This window comes from Colwellia sp. SU-HH01172 (assembly GCF_057553355.1).
Genome location: NZ_BAAJMB010000007.1, coordinates 167,063 through 185,954, shown reverse-complemented (window position 1 = coordinate 185,954; position 18,892 = coordinate 167,063). Strand labels below are relative to the sequence as shown.

The 18,892-nt window shown below is 39.7% G+C and carries 9 protein-coding genes; 3 read left to right on the top strand and 6 right to left on the bottom strand.

Annotated features, from left to right (window positions below):
• Positions 1 to 78: 78 nt before the first annotated feature.
• Both AC27JP_RS17140 and AC27JP_RS17135 read left to right on the top strand, forming a co-directional pair.
• Positions 79 to 1,101, top strand: a complete 1,023-nt coding sequence (locus tag AC27JP_RS17140; protein ID WP_487117146.1) for an HD domain-containing phosphohydrolase — start codon at positions 79 to 81, stop codon at positions 1,099 to 1,101.
• A gap of 27 nt (positions 1,102 to 1,128) precedes the next feature.
• The gene (locus AC27JP_RS17135; protein WP_487117145.1) at positions 1,129 to 6,738 is read left to right on the top strand and encodes an ABC transporter substrate-binding protein; all 5,610 of its coding nucleotides are present in this window, start codon (positions 1,129 to 1,131) and stop codon (positions 6,736 to 6,738) included.
• 203 nt (positions 6,739 to 6,941) lie between these two features.
• Here the strand turns inward: AC27JP_RS17135 and AC27JP_RS17130 are convergent, their stop codons facing one another.
• The 5 genes from AC27JP_RS17130 to AC27JP_RS17110 form a co-directional block, all read right to left on the bottom strand.
• Positions 6,942 to 8,657 carry a pseudouridine synthase gene (locus AC27JP_RS17130; RefSeq protein WP_487117144.1) on the bottom strand — a complete coding sequence of 572 codons (1,716 nt, stop codon included), beginning with the start codon at positions 8,655 to 8,657 and terminating at the stop codon, positions 6,942 to 6,944.
• Positions 8,658 to 8,795: 138 nt separating this feature from the next.
• Positions 8,796 to 10,094, bottom strand: a complete 1,299-nt coding sequence (locus AC27JP_RS17125; RefSeq protein ID WP_487117143.1) for an ATP-binding protein — start codon at positions 10,092 to 10,094, stop codon at positions 8,796 to 8,798.
• Positions 10,095 to 10,098: 4 nt separating this feature from the next.
• Complete coding sequence (locus AC27JP_RS17120) at positions 10,099 to 10,818, bottom strand: response regulator transcription factor (RefSeq protein ID WP_487117142.1); 720 nt, start codon at positions 10,816 to 10,818, stop codon at positions 10,099 to 10,101.
• A complete protein-coding gene (locus tag AC27JP_RS17115; RefSeq protein ID WP_487117141.1) occupies positions 10,818 to 11,213 on the bottom strand; it encodes a DUF3019 domain-containing protein in 396 nt (131 codons plus the stop codon). Before AC27JP_RS17115 ends, AC27JP_RS17120 begins: the two co-directional genes overlap by 1 nt.
• 7 nt (positions 11,214 to 11,220) lie before the next feature.
• Complete coding sequence (locus AC27JP_RS17110) at positions 11,221 to 12,075, bottom strand: MipA/OmpV family protein (RefSeq protein WP_487117140.1); 855 nt, start codon at positions 12,073 to 12,075, stop codon at positions 11,221 to 11,223.
• 458 nt (positions 12,076 to 12,533) lie between these two features.
• Here AC27JP_RS17110 and AC27JP_RS17105 point away from each other — a divergent pair, with 458 nt between their 5' ends.
• Positions 12,534 to 17,723 (top strand): S8 family serine peptidase, encoded by a 5,190-nt coding sequence (locus AC27JP_RS17105; protein WP_487117139.1) that lies wholly within the window; start codon positions 12,534 to 12,536, stop codon positions 17,721 to 17,723.
• Between the two features lie 126 nt (positions 17,724 to 17,849).
• On the opposite strand, the gene AC27JP_RS17100 is transcribed toward AC27JP_RS17105, so the two are convergent.
• Positions 17,850 to 18,626 carry a P-loop NTPase fold protein gene (locus tag AC27JP_RS17100; protein ID WP_487117138.1) on the bottom strand — a complete coding sequence of 259 codons (777 nt, stop codon included), beginning with the start codon at positions 18,624 to 18,626 and terminating at the stop codon, positions 17,850 to 17,852.
• Between the last annotated feature and the right edge of the window lie 266 nt (positions 18,627 to 18,892).

The window sequence follows — 18,892 nt, the reverse complement described above, 5'->3', positions numbered from 1 at the left end:
CGCTATTTATTGTCTGTAGAACACCTTACTGCTATGTTTTACTTATAGAATATTGGAAATTTTATAATGGACCTTGGCATGAAAGATACGGCAACAATCTTAGTCGTCGACGACGCCCCTGAAAACATTGATGTTTTAGTTGGAATATTAAAACCGAGTTATCAACTCAAGGTTGCTCGCGATGGTGAAATGGCCATCAAGATTGCAAACGTCAGACCGCGACCTGATTTAATTCTACTCGATATTATGATGCCAGGAATCGATGGTTACGAAACCTGTAAACGCCTAAAATTAGACATTGTCACTCGCGATATTCCGATTATTTTTATTACCGCAAAAATTTCCGTAGAAGATGAAGCTCGTGGCCTATCATTAGGGGCGGTTGATTATATTGCTAAGCCCGTTAATCCTGCGATTGTCATGCAACGAGTCAAAACTCATTTATCATTAAGCAACCAAAAGCGTGAACTATATCAACAAGTTAAATTGCAGACATTAGAACTCATTAGCACCCGTAACAATATTATTGAAAAGCTAGGCCGAGCCGCCGAGTTTAAAGATAATGAAACCGGCAATCATGTTAAACGTATGAGTAAGTATGCCTACGTACTTGCCAATGCCTTAGGCATGGGAGAGTCGACAGCTGACATGTTAAAGAATGCGGCACCTATGCATGATATTGGTAAAATTGGCGTGCCTGATCACATTCTTAAAAAGGCCGGTAAGCTTAACGATGAAGAATGGCAAATAATGAAAGAGCATGCCGCTTTCGGTGGTGAGATATTAGATGAGAAAGACCCGTCACCATTAATGGAAATGGCAAAAGCCGTGGCAATAACACACCACGAAAAATGGGATGGCAGTGGTTACCCTAACGGTCTAAAAGCAGATAAAATTCCATTGGTTGGTCGCATTGTAGCTATTGCCGATGTTTTCGATGCTCTAACGTCATCACGTCCATATAAACCGGCGTGGACTATCGAAAGTACAATTGAGCTGATTAAAAATGAATCAGGCAAACATTTTGACCCCGAACTAGTTACTTGTTTTCTAGAAAACTTAGATGAAATACTTGCGATTAAAGCGCAATTTTCTGAATAAAACATCATCGTTGAGTAAGCAAATAATATGCTAAATTTCATCCGTATTAAAAATAGCCTTTTCGGACTGCTTTGGACACTGCTTTTAACCTTCGGCGGTCAAAGTTTTGCTCAAGAACTCGACAAAATATCCATTCAACTCAACTGGTCTCATCAATTTCAATTTGCCGGTTACTATGCCGCAAAAGAACAGGGTTTTTATCAAGAGCTCGGGTTAGATGTTGAGCTTCGAGAGTATAACGGTAAAGGCTCTATCGAAGATTATGTTATTGACGGCAGAGCCCACTACGGCATCAATGACTCCAGTTTAATTGTTGCTAAAAGCAAGGGCAAAGCTATTGTTATTGTCGCGCAAATATTCCAACACTCTCCTTCCACCCTTGCAACGTTAAAATCTTCTAATATCTCTAGCCCTTTCGACTTAATCGGCAAGCGCATCATGGTTGACTCCACCAGCGAAAATTATGCGCCTATTTTAGCCATGTTAAAACAAGCACAAGCCAAAGACTCGGCGTTTAACTGGCAAGAAGAAAGCTATCAGTTTTCGGCCTTAGAAAATGGCGATACTGATGCCATATTAATTTACAGCACCGATGAACCTTTTAAGTTTGATCAAGAAAATATTGATATCTTTATTCTTGACCCTAGAGACTACGGCATTGATTTTTATGGCGATAATTTATTTACCAGTGAAGATGAAGTAAAGAATAATCCACAACGTGTGCAAGCGGTTCGCCAAGCTACTATTAAAGGTTGGCAATATGCCCTCAATCACAAAGCTGAGCTGATTGAACTCATTGAAAAGAAATACAACAGTCAAGCTAAGTCTCATGAACATTTAGTCTTTGAAGCAAATGAAATTAGTAAAATAATATTGCCGAAATTTATTCCTATCGGCTCTGTCGCTCGCACGCGCATGGAAAAAATAACCGAAATTTACCATCAACTTGGCATGATATCGTCGCCAATATTGCCGAAAAACATTCTGCTAGAGGATGCCTTAAATTCTTTCACAACTAAGCGAGTGAATAATGACAGTAGTACAACCTTAATTATTGCTATGGTTGTCATATCATTATTACTTATTTCGATAACACTGTTACTGCCAAAATTAATCACCCCAAAACGTCTTGCGGTTTTAATGGCATCAAAAAAATTCCCGCTTATTGTTCATTCCATTTCGATATTAAATGTCGCCATTATTTTTAGCGTTATCTATATAACTTTGCAAGATAACGAGCAAAGCACGCAAACCAATATGCGAAAAAATTTGGAATTTGTTGTTGAAGCAACTAAGACTCGACTTAATGACTGGATTGGTGATCAAGAACGTTTATTAGAACAAATTAGTACCGATAACAAAGTCGTTGCATTAACCGAGCAATTATTGCAACAACCGACTTTACGTGATGAGCTGATCACCTCATCACCATTAAAGAACATTCGTCAATATTTTCGTCAAAGTAGCATTGAAGGCCAAGGCTTTTTTATCATCAATCGTGACCACCTCAATATTGCCTCTAGCCGCAATGAAAACTTAGGCAAAACTAATTTAATTGCTCAGCAACAACCGAGTATTCTCGCTGATGTTTTTAATGGTGAAACGCGCTTTGTGCCATCAATCAAATCAGATATCAAACTTCTCTTTGGCGGCACCTCGAATTCGATCGACCAATACAGTATGTTTATTGCCACTCCGATCGTCGATAAAAACAACCAAGTGATTGCAGCACTAACGTTAAGAATACAAGCCAGCGGTAAAATTTCAGATATTATGCAGCAAGGTCGCATTGGTGCTTCTGGGGAAAGTTACTTAGTTAACAGTGTTGGAGAAATGCTTTCTAAAAGTCGCTTTGAAGCCGATATTCTATCATTAGATTATTTTAAAGATCACAATGAAAACAACCAATTAATATCACTTAAAGATCCACTTGTTAATGTGATTAAATTTCCTGACGCCAAGGTTAATAGTCAACAATTACCTTATACTTTTATGGCAAATCATTTAATCAATAATGCGCGTGCATTCAATAACTCACTTTTTACTAGCAACAAAATTTCCTCAAATGTATTAGGTTACAACGATTATCGTGGCATTAAAGTTTACGGTGCTTGGTTATGGGACAGTCAGCATGGCTTTGGTATCGCAACAGAAATAGACGCTGAAGAAGCCATGTTGGGTGTCAATTCACTGCGCAATAAATTAATGCTCATTTCCTTTGTTACCCTGCTACTAACCTTAACGTCAAATATTTTCACCGTTACTGTTGGTCAACGCTCCACTAAATATATGCGACGTTCAAAAGAAGAGTTAGAAAAAATTGTTGAACAGCGAACTTCAGAGTTGCATCAACGTGAAAGAGCGATGTGGGAATTATATGAACATGCCCCCGTTGCCTATGCAACATTAAATAGTAAAGGCGCATTCATTAAACATAATTGCGCCTTTGCTCAATTATTTAAACGACCGCGAGAAACTTTTGTCTCTTTGAATTGGCAAGAATTTGTTGCTGATGAACATTGTGTCCATAAGCTATTTCAAACAAAATCTCAGCTACTTGAATGTGAAATTCCGGTTAACATTAGTAAATCTCAAACCATAGACACTATGATGTCAGCCCTGCCGGTATATGATGAACACGAAACATTAACGGAAGTTCGATTAACGCTAATTGACGTTACCCAACGAAATGCCGCGAAAGCACAATTTGCCGCGTTAATGGAATCAGCACCTGATGCTATTTTGATGCTAGATAAGCATAAAGAGCACAGTATCGTGAACTCACAAGTACTCAATATGTTTGGCTACGAAAAAGCCGAACTTATTGGTCAAAAAATTGAACGACTTTTGCCTGAAGAAGCCAAATTACATGTCTTTGAACAATTATTACAACAAGATGACCCGCAAAAACAGCTAATCGAATTAACCGGCAGGCGTAAAGACAACTCCGAGTTTTCGGCGGAAGTGACGGTCAGCTCTCTCGATATTCACAACGATCGTTTTATTGTTGCCATTATTCGAGATATTACCATTCGAAAACAAAACGATGCAGCACTCGCAGAACAAATACTGTTTCAACAGGCTTTAGCCGATACTATTCCTTACCCGGTTTTTGTTAAAGGGCCTGACACGAGATTTATCAATGTTAATACCGCTTATGAACAAACCTTTGATGTCAAAAGAGCGGATATTATTGGTAAAACCGTACTCGAATTGAACTATTTACCTTTAGAAGCGCGCGAAAACTATCAAAAAGAAGATACAAAAGTTATTGCTTCAACCGGCATGATCAAAAAAGAACTTTCGATGGTTTATGGCGATGGTATAGAGCATTCCACTATGTACTGGGTCAAAGGTTTTGAAAAATCAGATGGTAGTGTTGGGGGATTATTAGGCACTTTTGTTGATATTAGTGAACAAAAAATGGCTGAGCAAACCTTAGCACATGCTAAGTCATTAGCTGAAGACGCAGCCAAAGCTAAATCAAACTTTTTGGCCAACATGTCACACGAAATTCGCACACCAATGAACGCTATCATTGGTATGTCGGCCCTTGCGCTTAAAACCAAAATGTCGCCTCAACAAGAAAATTATATTTTTAAAGTGAATCGCGCAGCCGAATCTCTGTTAGGGATCATTAACGATATTTTAGACTTTTCAAAAATTGAAGCGGATAAACTAGAAATTGAAAGTATCCCGTTCTGTCTGGATGATATTCTCGATAATCTCAGCAATATGTTGGTTGATAAATTGACCGAGAAACAAACCGAGTTAATTTTTGATGTTGAACAAAATGTTCCGATTGACTTAATTGGTGACCCACTACGTTTAGGACAAATATTAACTAACCTAGGCAGTAATGCGGCAAAATTCACAGATCATGGGGAAATAAAAATACATATTTCTTGTGTCAATAAACATAGTGATAATGTCACTCTCAAGTTTTCGATATGCGATACCGGCATTGGCATGACCGCTGAGCAACAAGACAAGCTATTTCAATCTTTCAACCAAGCTGATGCGTCTACCACCCGAAAATATGGTGGTACAGGTTTGGGTTTAGCAATATGTAAACGTCTTATTGAGTTGTTGGGTGGGGAAATATGGGTAGAAAGCCAAGAAAATGTCGGCAGTCAATTTCACTTTACCGTTAATTATCAAACGCAATCAACCGAACAAATTAGAGTCAACAAACCCTATTTATCTTCCATCCAAGGCTTAAAGTTGGCGTTAATAGAAGACAATGACACCTATAAGTCAATTTTGCAGCGTATCTTAAAATCATTCGGCTTTCTTGTTGAACACTACACTTGTGTTGAAGATGCTTTACCGGAACTTAGCCTAGCAGGGAATTCATTCGACGCGTTAATTTTTGACGTCTCGAAAGAGACCGATAGCAAAAATTGTGCAGATATATATAGCATACGTGAAGCGTGCGAAAATTTACCAATATTACACATATTGCCCAATCGCTTAGAACACTCTATCGAAGCGCTCGAAAATGGTGAAAAATATTATGTCACTTGTAAGCCAATCACGTCATCAAATTTACTCGATAGCCTATTAATCACCTTAGGGCATGACAGTTTGCGCAACCTTAAATACAAGCTGTTACCATTAGAAGAACAGGCCGCAATGAGTGTGCTTGAAGGAGCCAAAATTCTCCTAGTCGAAGACAATGAAATTAACCAAGAGCTGGCGGTAGAACTATTAAGCCATCATGGCATTAATGTCGTCGTGGCTAATAATGGTCAAGAGGCCATTGACTGCTTACATCAAGAAGATTTTGATGGTGTGCTAATGGACTGCCAAATGCCGGTAAAAGATGGTTATACGGCAACTCGAGAATTACGACAAGATGCACGCTTTGTCGACTTACCGATTATTGCCATGACCGCCAATGTTATGGCCGGCGATAGAGAAAAGGCGATTAATTCCGGTATGAACGAGCATATCGGCAAGCCAATTAATACTGGCGAGTTATTTACCAAATTAGCTCAATGGGTTACTCCGAGCAAGATTGCTTCCGGGCCAACGTCATCAACAATAGTAAATAACGACATTAGCACTATCCCAAAATTAAAAGGCATTGACACAGAAGCAGGCTTAGCGATAACGCAAAACAATCATGCACTGTATCTGCGTTTACTCGTTAAATTTAAAGAAAAATATAACGATGCCATAGGCCCAATTGAAGCGGCAGCGGCGCAAAATGACCATGCCTCTGTAGAATACCTTGCCCATACCTTAAAAGGTGTGGCTGGAAATATCGGCGCAACTGAGCTTTACAAGCTAGCTGCCGCTATTGAAGACGCTGCTGTTAAGGAGTTAGGGAGCGAAGAGTTAATTAAACAAGCTAAACTTGAACTCCAGCAAATTCAAGAGTCATTAACTGAAATAGAAGCCCCTAAAACAGAAGAAATCCCCTTTGACCCAGAGCAATGTAAAAAGCAATTAGCACAATTAAAGGCTGAAGTTGAAAACTATGATGTGGCGGCGATAGATACTATCCAAACATTATTACCTATGACTGAGCACCAGCCTCTAAGTCAAACACTCAGGTCCGTTATGGCAAAAATTGAGGTCTATGACTTTGATGAAGCGGCATTGCTACTAGCGGAAATAGATATTGAATGAATAAAAAATCAATTCTCTGCCAACAATAAATCCTGTTTAATGCTTTGATTTTTTAAGCACTGCCGAATTTATGCTAGGTAAATTGTGGCAAAAACGTCAATTGAGAAACAGTAAATTGTCCGATATGTGAACGAGTATTGCTGTCACTTAACCAGAAAATGAAGTGACAGCAATACTTACATAAACATCTAATTTAATGGCTTTTATCTCGACGTTGCTAAAGAAAAGTCAGCGGCTACTTCAAATGCCATTGCATCACCTGATATCGGATGGTTAATTGCTATATATTCTGCATGTAAATGTAAGCGATTAGCCTTAACACCGTAATGGTCATCACCAAAAATCGGCGCTTGCAAACCTAATTGGTGGGCGCAATGCACTCTTAATTGGTGAGTACGGCCTGTTACCGGAAACAGATGCACTAAGGTTTGCTTGGCATTCTTAGCAATGACTTGCCAATGAGTTAGTGCCTTTTTACCATGCTCAAAACACACCAATTGCCTCGGTTTATCATCTAAGTCTAATCGAAGTGGCAAATCTATCGTGCCACTCTCCTCAGCAAGCGGACTATTTAGCAGCGCGACATAGCGCTTTTTAACCGTGCGTTCAATAAATTGCTTCTGTAATGCCTTATGGGCGCGCTTATTCAACGCAATTGCCAGTAAGCCTGAAGTTGACATATCTAGCCGGTGAACAATGAGCGGACCGCTTGCCTGAGGAAATTGATTCTTAACGCGTAAATACACTGAGTCTTCAATATTTTTACCGGGCACAGACAAGAACTCCGCCGGCTTATTTATCACCAGTAGGTCGTCATCTTGATAAACAACACTTAAATCTTTGCCTTTTGCTGGGTTTATTAATAACGGGTTCGCTTCAACATTCAACCCTTGCAACATATGGCCCAGTATTGGCTGACACTTGCTATAGCAAGATGGATAGAACTGACCATGATGTCGAATGGCAGACTTAGGCGCAGCGCCCCACCAAAACTCCGCCATAGCTATCGGCTGAAAGTTATTTTGATATGCATATTGCAGTAATTTTGGCGCTGCACAATCTCCTGAGCCTGCGGGTGGTGTGCGTTCAGGTAATTCGGCGAAAATTTTATTAAGATCTTTAACTTCTTGCTTAGCATTCAAAAATTGATATTGGCGAAAAAGTTTCTTCTGAAGATTTTTTGACCGTGACTTTCGTTGTTTTTTTAACGCTAAAATTTCGTCATTCTTCATCTCAAAATGAGACTTTATCGCAGTAATTTTTTCTGACCATAAAGCCTTGAGCGCTTGTAAATTTTTCTTCTGCTCAATACTCTGTCCGGCAAGCTTTACCTTTAATGCTTCTAGCTCTGCTGTCGATGAAAGTTCGGCTGCTGCCTGGCGTTTCAATTTTCGTTGTTTTCTGCTCGCGACCATCAATGCTTGCTGACAAGTAAGTTCCGCTAGACAGTCGGCATTCGCTTTTTCCAATGCCTCCTCTAACTTGATGCGCTCTGGACTTGCTTGTAAATGTTCAATTTCAGCATTTAGCAAATTAATAGCTTTTTTCTCCGCTAGAAACTGGCTGTCTTGTAATTGCATATCAGAAACTGCGGGGACAAAAGCAATAGAATGCGAGGTGTGTTCAAGTTGCCCTGAGTACGCCATTAAATAACCCAACTGCTGCCGAGTATTTTTAACCACTAGTACGCCAAACATTTTTCCAACATTAGCAGGATCTTCAATCTGCTCATCCGTTGATAATAGACCACAAGCTTGTTGCCATTGCTTACTGATACTAAGCTTTTGCTGCAACTCTTCGCAAGCTGCTATCGCTAATGGCTGAGCTTGATAATAAAAGGGAAAGGTAAATTGCTTGGGGACGGATAAAGAGTCTACATTAGCGGTAAATGTCGTAAAACAGCGAGAAGTTGCGCTCATAACAGGAGAAGGTATCGAAAATTCATGGGTTAGCGGAATTCTACCATACTTTATTGCACTTGTTTTTTAACGTTTCTGCCATAGGGTTGTGAACGCGATAGCAATTAGCACTGATGAAAAATTCCAGCTGACAATTATTTACTGTTGCCCTGACCTGTTACGGGTTGTCAATTGTTCGCCAATGGGCTGACAAATAACTTGTTGTTGATTATCGACAATGGGTAACTGAACAATAAATTTAGCGCCCGACAGGGTTTGGCTGTTCATGGCAATAATTTCACCTTGGTGCCAATCTACAACTTTTTTCGCAATTGCCAAACCTAATCCGTAGCCTGTTAAGTCATCTTTTTCTCGGTTAAACGCTAAAAACAGATCATCAAATTTCTCACTTTGTAAGCCCTGACCATCGTCTTCAATTTGTAAAACCAACATCTCATCAGCCCGATAGAGTGTTATGGCGACTGCTTGTCTCGCATGTTTTAGCGCATTATCAATAAGGTTTTTTATTACTCGGGAAAAGTAACGTTCATCGATTAACGCCACATCAGCACTGCGATTGTAAAAGTCGACTTTTTTATCTGAAAAACGTAATAGCTTGCCCATATACTCTTCAATGATCGCCGCTGGTGATTGCGCACTTAACACTAACGAGGGACATTGATGTTCTTGCTTTGAAAAGCTCAAATATTCTTGTACTAACCGTTCAATATCTGAAATATCACCGTCAAGTAGAGGTTTCAACTGTGGGTAGCTATCATCATTCATGGCAGATAAGGTGAATTTAGCGCTAGAAAGGTTGGTTCTGACTTCATGGGAAAGTGTGTCAGAAAGCTCTTTTTGTAAGGCCACCAAACGGCCTATTTTTTCCAGCATACCTCTGATAGTGATAAATATTTGCTGAAAATAGGATGAATCAGGAAAATCGCTGGCATTTAATGCTTGCTGAGACTCAAACTTACGAACGACATCATTAAGCTTGGCCATATCTCGAAACAGCGGATAGAAACCTAAAAATAACGCTGCCGCCAAGAGAATATAAAAGCTACTCGTGTATAGATGGCTAGTCTCTTGTTGAGGAGTGATTATTGGCCCTATTTGCAGAAAGTGTTTTTGATCATAATCAAGATAGAAATAATTTCCTTCTTCTCCGCCAGATACCGATACCGTAGCGCCTTGACTAAGCTTTTTGGTTTGTTCATTAGGAAAGGTTATTAACGATTTATCAACCAATATTGCTGGTACGGCAAAAGGTATTGTACGCTCAGCGCAATCTTCTATTTGGCAGTATTGCTCAATAAGCGGCAAAATATGAGCAATCTTTAGCGGTATTTCGACCTTTGGCTGAACGCTTTTATTATACCAATAATCGGCAATTAGAATGCTGGAAACAATGCCAACAACTATCAGTAAGTAATGCTTTATAAAGGCTTTAAACAACTGTTTACTCGTTAACCGTTAACATATAACCTTGGCCCCACATAGTATTTATTCGGCATGACAGCTGTTCATAGCTTAATAGTTTTTTACGCAAACGACTCACCCGACCATCAATCGTACGATCGAGTCCGTCATACGAGCGCTTTAAGGTATTAACAAACAAATATTCTCGAGTGATTTGTTTGCCATAATTTACTGCCAACAACCATAACAAATCAAATTCGTGTCGAGACAAAGCAATTTCTTGCTGATCAAATCGTGCCCAACGATTATTTTTATCAATCGTTAAATTACCAATCGTCAGTACATCGCGTTGTTCAACTTTTGCCGTACGTTGCAAACAAGCAGTAACCTTAGCTAACAATAATTGTGGATCAACAGGCTTGCAAATATAATCATCTGCGCCTAACTCAAAGCCCTTTAATTGATTTTTTAAATCATTTAAAGCACTTAAGAAAATATAGGGACCATGGTAAAAAGCCCGTACCTTCTTAATAATCCGAAAGCCATCATTTCCCGGCAACATAATATCGCAAATAATAATATCTATTTGTTCATGTTCAATTAATGAATTTAAGCATTCATCATTAATAAAGTGTTTAACGTCAAAGCCTTGTGAGGTAAAAAAGATGGTAATCGATTGAGCTAAGCGTTGATCATCTTCTATCAATAAGATTTTCGTTTTACGCTCATTATTAGGGCTTTCATTGAGTAAAGCTGTCATTAAAATACACTCCATAAATGCCGACGAGATTGTCTTACATCTTTGCCTAACTCTCTCACCTTGAGCTGGCGTCGGGCTTCTCTAATAGATGCACCAGATAATCGCAAAATAAATTCATTTTCTTTACTCACGCTCATCGCTAATTCCACGGAAGTGTCTTGTTGCTTTTTGCTGCAGTATAAAGGGTTACTCTGCCCGTCACGATATAAACAACTCGCCCCCACTTGGCTGAGCCGCCATTGAAAACGAATTTTTTGCTGACAGCTTTTATCTCGCGCTACCACACAGATAGTCGGCATAATTTCAAATGATTCAATTAAAATATCATTACTTGCTTTTATCGCTGTCGGTAAAAGCAAAATGGTAAGAATAAATAATTGAATAAGTATCTTCATGGCAATATTAGTACATATACTTAATACCGACGAAATATGACAAGATATTCGAACGATTGATAATGGGACTACGACGGATGTCTGGGTCTAACCATTGTTGTTTAACGACGGCAAGCGCAAACCATTGCTCCGACAATGAATAAGCTGTGGTGTATTGTAGATAGTAATTGTTAGTGCTTGCTAAATGATGATTGTTTTGCTCATATTGAGCATAATCAACACCATAGTAATAATTACTCATTTTATCACTTTTATGAATAATGCCCATTTCAAAGTCAGCATTCATCACGCCTATTTGATGCTGAAAATGCAAACTAAAATCTATTTCATAACCATTATGCACATTACTGACGTCAAATAGTGTTGTTAAATAATAATCGATTTTACCGTACCAACGAAACTCTGCTCCGGCCATATACGACATCGACTTATGTTTAGGCGGAACTTTTTCCGCTGCCACAGCATCGTGTAATATTTTGCTATTAGACATAGGTTGTCTAATGAAAGGTCCGCTGGCAGCAACGGCAGCGAAAGCATTACGATGTTCACCGGGAAAATAAATGCCATCAAAATTTTGTTTGCCAACCAATTCAACAACAAAGTTAGGTTGTTCAGATAATGCATAAGAAACATTTAAGTTTTCTACAGATAATCTCTCACCGTAATAGCGAATATCAGGGATAAGAAATAACTTAATATTTTCTTGTTGAGCAAGGGGCTGTTTAAGTTGACCATAACCTAAAGTTACGCCGAGCTGCCACTCATTGGTATCAACCAATTGAGCAGAATTTTCTGTTCCGCTGCTGTCACTAGAAAACGTTGTCATCAGCAAAAAAAATAACGCTATAAAGAAAAATTTCATGAATTCAATTTACTAAAAGTATTGGGAAAAATGACGAAATAAGTTAAATATTAACCGCAGTCAATGTAACAACATGCATAAATAATTACAAACAACGCAAGTTACACAATTCTATTTTTTTTACCCTTACAATCTGAATCAAAAAACATAAACTCTTAAAATCAATAACTTAAAATAAAAATAAAAAAATAATCCGACAATAATATCGTTACAATTTTGTACAAACGCTACACTTTTGTACAATTGTAACAGTTTCCCTTTAACAACCATATGATGTTAAGGCCAAACACAGAACTGGCTTACCACTAAGTCAAAAATACCGCTAACGCTAATCGGTGCGATCCGATAAATATATTCAAAACGATACAAAGTTGTACATTTTCCCTGTTCATTTTATGCGTTACTTTCAAGCGAATTGCGTATTTAAACGCAAAGAATAAAACGAGAGAGAAAATAAAATGAAACTAAAAAAAATAGCTATAGCTATTAGTGTTGCCGCATATAGCGCTGGCGCAGCTTATGCTGCTGCACCGCTATCGGCAGCGCAAAAATTGCAGCCGCTCAAAGTTACCGCCGAACAAATTAAGCAGCGTCAACAAGTAGAATTATCGTCGCAGCAAAACATGTTGCGAAACGATGGCCTTAATGTCCACATTAATAGACAAGACGGTAAATTTGTCGAAGAAGCAGATATTACTGGTGAACATACCTACATTGTGCGCTTAGTTGATCAGCCGGTTGCTATTGTTGCCAATGACCTTAATTCAGCAATCGCACAAGAAATGCAAAGCAAAGGCGTTAGTAAGCTATACACAAATGGCAAAACTACGATTAACGCCGCAAAAAAATATGAACAACAATTACTAGCAACCCAACACAATGTCATCAGCGAAGTGCAACGCGTTACCGGTAGCAGCGAAGTAAGAGAACAATTCACCAAAGCGCTTAATGGTTTTTCAATGACCATGACTCAAGAGCAAGCTAAACAAGTTGCTAGTATGGGTAATGTTGCTCATGTTCAACGTTCAAAGCTCTATAATTTATTATCAGATCAAGGGCCAAAACAAATTGGCGCTGATCAAGTTTGGACAGGTACTGCTACTGTTGATCAGATGGAATACAAGGGTGAAGGTCAAATCATTGCCGTAATTGATACCGGTGTAAACAGTGATCACCCTTCGTTTGCAGATATTGGTGATGATGGTTACGATCACGTCAACCCATGGGGCACAGGTAATTACGTCGGGAATTGTGCTGATGACAAACTGAAAGAGTTTATTAGCTGTAATGATAAATTAATCGGTATACGTACTTATAAATCTGTTACTGATGTTCATAAAGAATTTCGTGCCGACTGGCCAGCAATTGGTGAAGATTACCAAGGCCATGGCTCTCACACCGCATCAACGGCTGCTGGTAACGTATTACACGACGTCGATTTCGTTAAAACGCAAATTGCGGGTGCTGATGGTAAAGCTGACGGAGACTTAGTTAAAGCTGATCTATTTCCAGTTATCTCTGGTGTTGCGCCACATGCAAACATTATTGCGTACCAAGTATGTGTTGGTAACAACGATGAAAATAAACAAGGCTGTCCGGGTGAAGCGCTAGTTTCTAGTATTGAAGATGCTATTACTGATGGTGTAGATGTTATAAACTTTTCTATTGGTGGCCAAGATAAAAATGTTTGGGCTGATGATGTCCAGCTGGCCTTTTTATCTGCCCGTGAAGCAGGAATCAACGTAGCTGCTGCTGCCGGTAATGGTGGCCAAAATTGTGGCTATGACGAATGTATGGGCGCTGTTGACAATTCTTCACCTTGGTTAGCACAAGTTGCTGCAACCACACATGATAGAGAAATAGTCATTGAAACTTCGGTTGAATATAATGGCTTTATTGACCCTGCTTTAGGTAGCGAAATTCCACCGGGTATCGACCATCCAGTTTTAGGTGGTTCAATCAACACCACAGAATTAAGTGGTGTGGTAGTGTGGGCAAAAGACTATGTTGACTCTAGTGGTGCACAAGATTGGAGTGGTTACTGTGTCGATAGTTACCCTGCCGGTACTTTTGACTTCTTTAAAGATGGTACGGCAATTCCAGGAGCCGCTGACGGTTCAACTAATGTCATCGTTGTATGTCAACGCCATTATCCAACGGATGCCGCCGCTAACGCGAGAACGGCAAAAGCTGAAAATGTTCAAGCTGGTGGTGCAGACGGTTTTATCTTATACAATGCCGATCCAACGCAAGGCACAGTTGCCGATAGCTATGTTATCCCATCAGTGCATTTTACTAGTGAGCAATTTCACGGTAAAGATTTTGGTTGGCAAGATCCAAACAACACCGATGGTATTGCTGACTGGATCGATTCTTATGATGAAATGGGTCACCAAATCACCATTAAAGCGACGGTTGTAGAGCGTAGAATCGACGAAGAAAATGGCGACTGGTTAGCAGATTTCTCATCGCGTGGCCCGTCATATCGCAATATCGAAACACTGGCACCAACATTAGCAGCGCCAGGTGTTGATGTTTATGCCGCTTATTCTGATGAAAATCCATTCCTAACAACCCCTTTTGGTACCGACTATATTGCGATTAGTGGTACGTCAATGGCCTCTCCGCACGTTGCCGGTTCAATGGCATTAATACGTCAAGCAAATCCAACATGGACCGCTGCAGAAGTACAGTCAGCGTTAGCAATGACAGCTGACAATGTTGTGCAGTACCACCGCTTAAACGATGAGAATGATGTAATAGGCAAAGCTGAAATTTATCGCGCAGGCTCAGGTCGTATTAATGTTGCAAATGCCGTACAAGCCGGTTTAGTGATGAACGAAACCGCTGAAAACTTTAAGTTAGCAGACCCTTATAACGGTGGTACTCCGCATAAACTTAATATGCCAAACCTTGTTGATTTTAGCTGTTCACCAGAGTGTTCATGGATAAGAACGGTAAAAGCAACACGTGACGGTACGTGGACAGTTTCAAATGAAGCCGTTCGCAGTTGGGCGTTCGATATGAACATCCAAACTGATGAACAAGGTATCACTATTGAAGCGTCACCATCAACATTTACCTTAAAAGCGGGTGAAACTCAAACGATTGTGGTTAAAGCGTCTGTTGCAGCTGCACAAGGTATTTGGGGCAATGGTGAAGGTGAACTACATTCAGCGTTAGTATTAACAGCTGAAGATGACAGTATTCCTGATTCTCGTTGGCCAATGGCATTTAGTTACGATGCCGGTGAATTGCCATCTCGTGTTTCAGCTAGTGCCCATCGTGACGAAAGTTCTTATCGTATCAGCGGTATTCGCGTACCAAAATCAGATAACCCTGTTGGTCGCGTTTATACACCAGTAAAAGCAGAAGTTGAAAGTATTGTTCTACACAAAGACGATGACAATATCGAGCCGTGGATGATCAATAGACCAGATCCTGAAGATATAACAAAATTTGCTATTGATGAAGACGCAACCTTCACTAAGCTTATCGAAGTTCCAGCGAACACTAAGCGCTTAGTTATTGAAACGTTAGGCCTAACTGAGTCAGAAGCAAAAGGTACGTTCGAACAAGGTAATGTTAGGCTTTACATGGGTAAAGATTATGACGGCGATGGCAAAATTGAGCCAGCAACGGAAATCCTATGTTTATCAAACTCACCAAGTCATGATAATTTCTGTAACTTAAATGATCCTGAGCCAGGTACATATTGGGCGATACTTCACAACCCAAATAATATGTATGGTGAATTTCCGTTAATTCCAGAAACATTTACCTTAGCAACGGCAGTTGTTCCAAATGAAGTTGCGAGCAACATGACCGCGGAATTACCTGCAAGTGACGGTACAGATACCGTTGACTTAGATGTTAACTGGAACATGGCAATGGCCGAAGGTGACATGTACTACACAGCTGTTGATGTTGGTACTTCAGAAGCAAATGCTGGAAACTTAGGTACTATCGGCTTTATGCTAACACGTGGTGTTAATGACGTTAGCATGACAAGTACTCAAAGCGCTGGTAAAGCGGGTGATAACATAGCAGTTAGTTTCAATGTTCTAGCTAACAAGTCAGGTGCTGACCGTGATTTCACCATCACAACAACATTACCTGAAGGTGTAGTATTAACCGATAATGACTTAGCTAAATCAAATGCTGATGCTGCAACGCTTAGCGTTGAAGGCAACATCTTAACCATTTCAGGTACGCAACCTGATACCGGTACCGTTGTTCCTCATTACGACATTACCACTAATGACACTAACGCAATGTGTATGGTTCCTGATGTTGGCAACAGTAACCCAGGTGGTTATATCAACTTAGAGGATTTTGGTATTTATCCGGCTTTTGCTGGTTTAGACGAAAACGGTAACAACACCAATGTTGGCTTTAGATGGGCAAATACTAATGTACTTGAAACATCAGTCCTTTTCGGCGGCTACACAGACTCATTTCACCTTTACAATAACGATGAAAGCTACGCGGCTGACGTAGTTAAAATTGGTGGTAATGGCGCAATCATGTTTGACCAACGTCCTATGTTTTGGGATTTCTACTTCCCACTACCATTTGATGGTTTCCCAGACGAAATTATTGCACCACTATGGCGTGCAGGTAATCCAATCACTAACAGAGAATCATTTAATACTGAGTTAGATTGGAATTCAGGTGTGTCAATGGCCTTTACCGGTGACGGTTGGGCAATTATTGAGTGGGATAACGCAAGTGATTACGCCTATGCGGGCCAAGATTGGGCAGCAGGTAAAACACTTTGGGATCGTCGTGACAACAGCTTTGATTTTGAAGTGCTTATCAACGCTAACGTTCGCCATAATGACGGTCAATATGAATTAATCATGGCTTACGACAATATCGACTTTGGTAGCACTGACGGTCGTGGTTCAATCGGTATTAAAGGCTATTCTGGTAAATTTGATGCTTACGGCCCATTAACTGGCTACAAAGGTGAACAGTTTGCGTGGGATAACTTAGATGAAGTCATTAAAGATGATTTAATCGTTTGTTATGACTATGTTGGTCCAGAATCTTCACAATTTACCGTGACGTTAGACTTTGATATTACTGAAGACTTTTCAGGTCGTAACCTTGAATTTTCTGCAGTTTCTAGCATTGAAGGCATGGCAGACATTAACATGAGTAAAACCATTGCCATTAACAGCAACATTACCGTTGCAGCGTTAAATGATATGGAAATTGATGAAAATGCTAACTTTGATATTAATGTTGTATTTGTTGATGACCTAAACACGGCAAATACCGTATCGGTATCTGGCGATGCAATTGCTAGCTTTACTTCAGTAGACACCGCAGCAGGAGCAACCTTAACGGTTACACCTAAAGCAAATTACCACGGTGAATCAGAAGTAACAGTAACCGTAACTGATGTAGATGTGGCAACAGATAAAGCAACAACTAGCTTTATGCTGATGGTTAAGTCTGATGGCATTGAATTAGGTTGTACCGATAGTTCAGCAACAAACTTTGATTCAGCAGCGAACCAAGACAACGGAAGTTGTGTATTTGAAGAAGAGAAGAAGAAATCTTCAGGTTCATTCGGCTGGTTAACGCTAGGTTTAGTTGCATGCTTTGGCTTACGTAGAAAAAGCAAAACTATAGCGTAATCAGTAGTTAGATTATTTAATATTTATGAAAAGAAACAAGGCAAGCAGTCTCCCCACTGCTTGCCTTATTTATCTACAACGTTTAAAAACAACCCAATTTCAAAAACATCTTCATTGTCGTTAAGCCTAATATTTAACTTCTATAACTTTTCTCAACTTGTCCAAGCAAACAACGACATCGGCCTTATTTTCCATGGTTACTAAGGCATGTTCAGTTAGTCGCTGAAACAACAGACTAAACTGCTGTACCTGCTCTGCAGACATCATATCATCAGTAACAACACCGTTATTTTTCTCAATCAGGCTTTGTTCTTGCTGCCAACGCCATTGCTCAACACAGTCAAACGAAGGAGCTTGTAAAAAAAGCCAATAACTCATCATCTCGTACAAGGGCTGATAATTTATGGTTAATTGTTGATTTACGTATTCACGCCAAACCCGTTCTTTGTCATCATTTATCTCCATTGAGTTACAAGGTTTGATTAACTGGCTCGCACTCTGCCCTTCAACACCCCAGCACCAACCTTCCATCAGCACAATTTCAACTGGCAGCTCAGCGAATTCAGCCTTGCTCGGGTTATCCGTAATTTTAGAGAATCTCGGTAAGCTAATCTTTCCATGATTGCATTTCAACGAATGTAAAACTTGTGCTAATTGCTCAGTATTATGCGTTCCTGGCACGCCACGAGTTTTTAACAATGGGTGAATTGTTTGTGCTAATTGCTTACGTGATTGTTGATTTAAATAAAAATCATCCAGTGAAAGAGTAACGACTTTGACCTTATAGTGTAGCGTTAAATAGTGAGCGATAAATGCCGCTAAAGTGGACTTTCCTGAGCCTTGGCAGCCATTAATGCCAACAAATAAAGGTTGTGAGCACCTTGACGGTTGCTGCATTATCATTTTAGCAAGTGGTATAAAGTGCTTCTCAGCAACATATCTAAAATCATCGCTTAAGCGATGATTTTAGATAAATTTATCAATAAACGTCATATCTTTCCAAGTTTCCCTCTAAGAATCTCACGTTAATGACTTATTAACCTGAACTCGAGATGAAGAGAGTAACAAAGCAAGCAGTTAAATGCTTATAGTTTCACCTCATGGCTGATCAGCAAGAAAAGTTTAGTCGGCGATAAAAAATATATATTTTCACACTCGGTTAGATTATT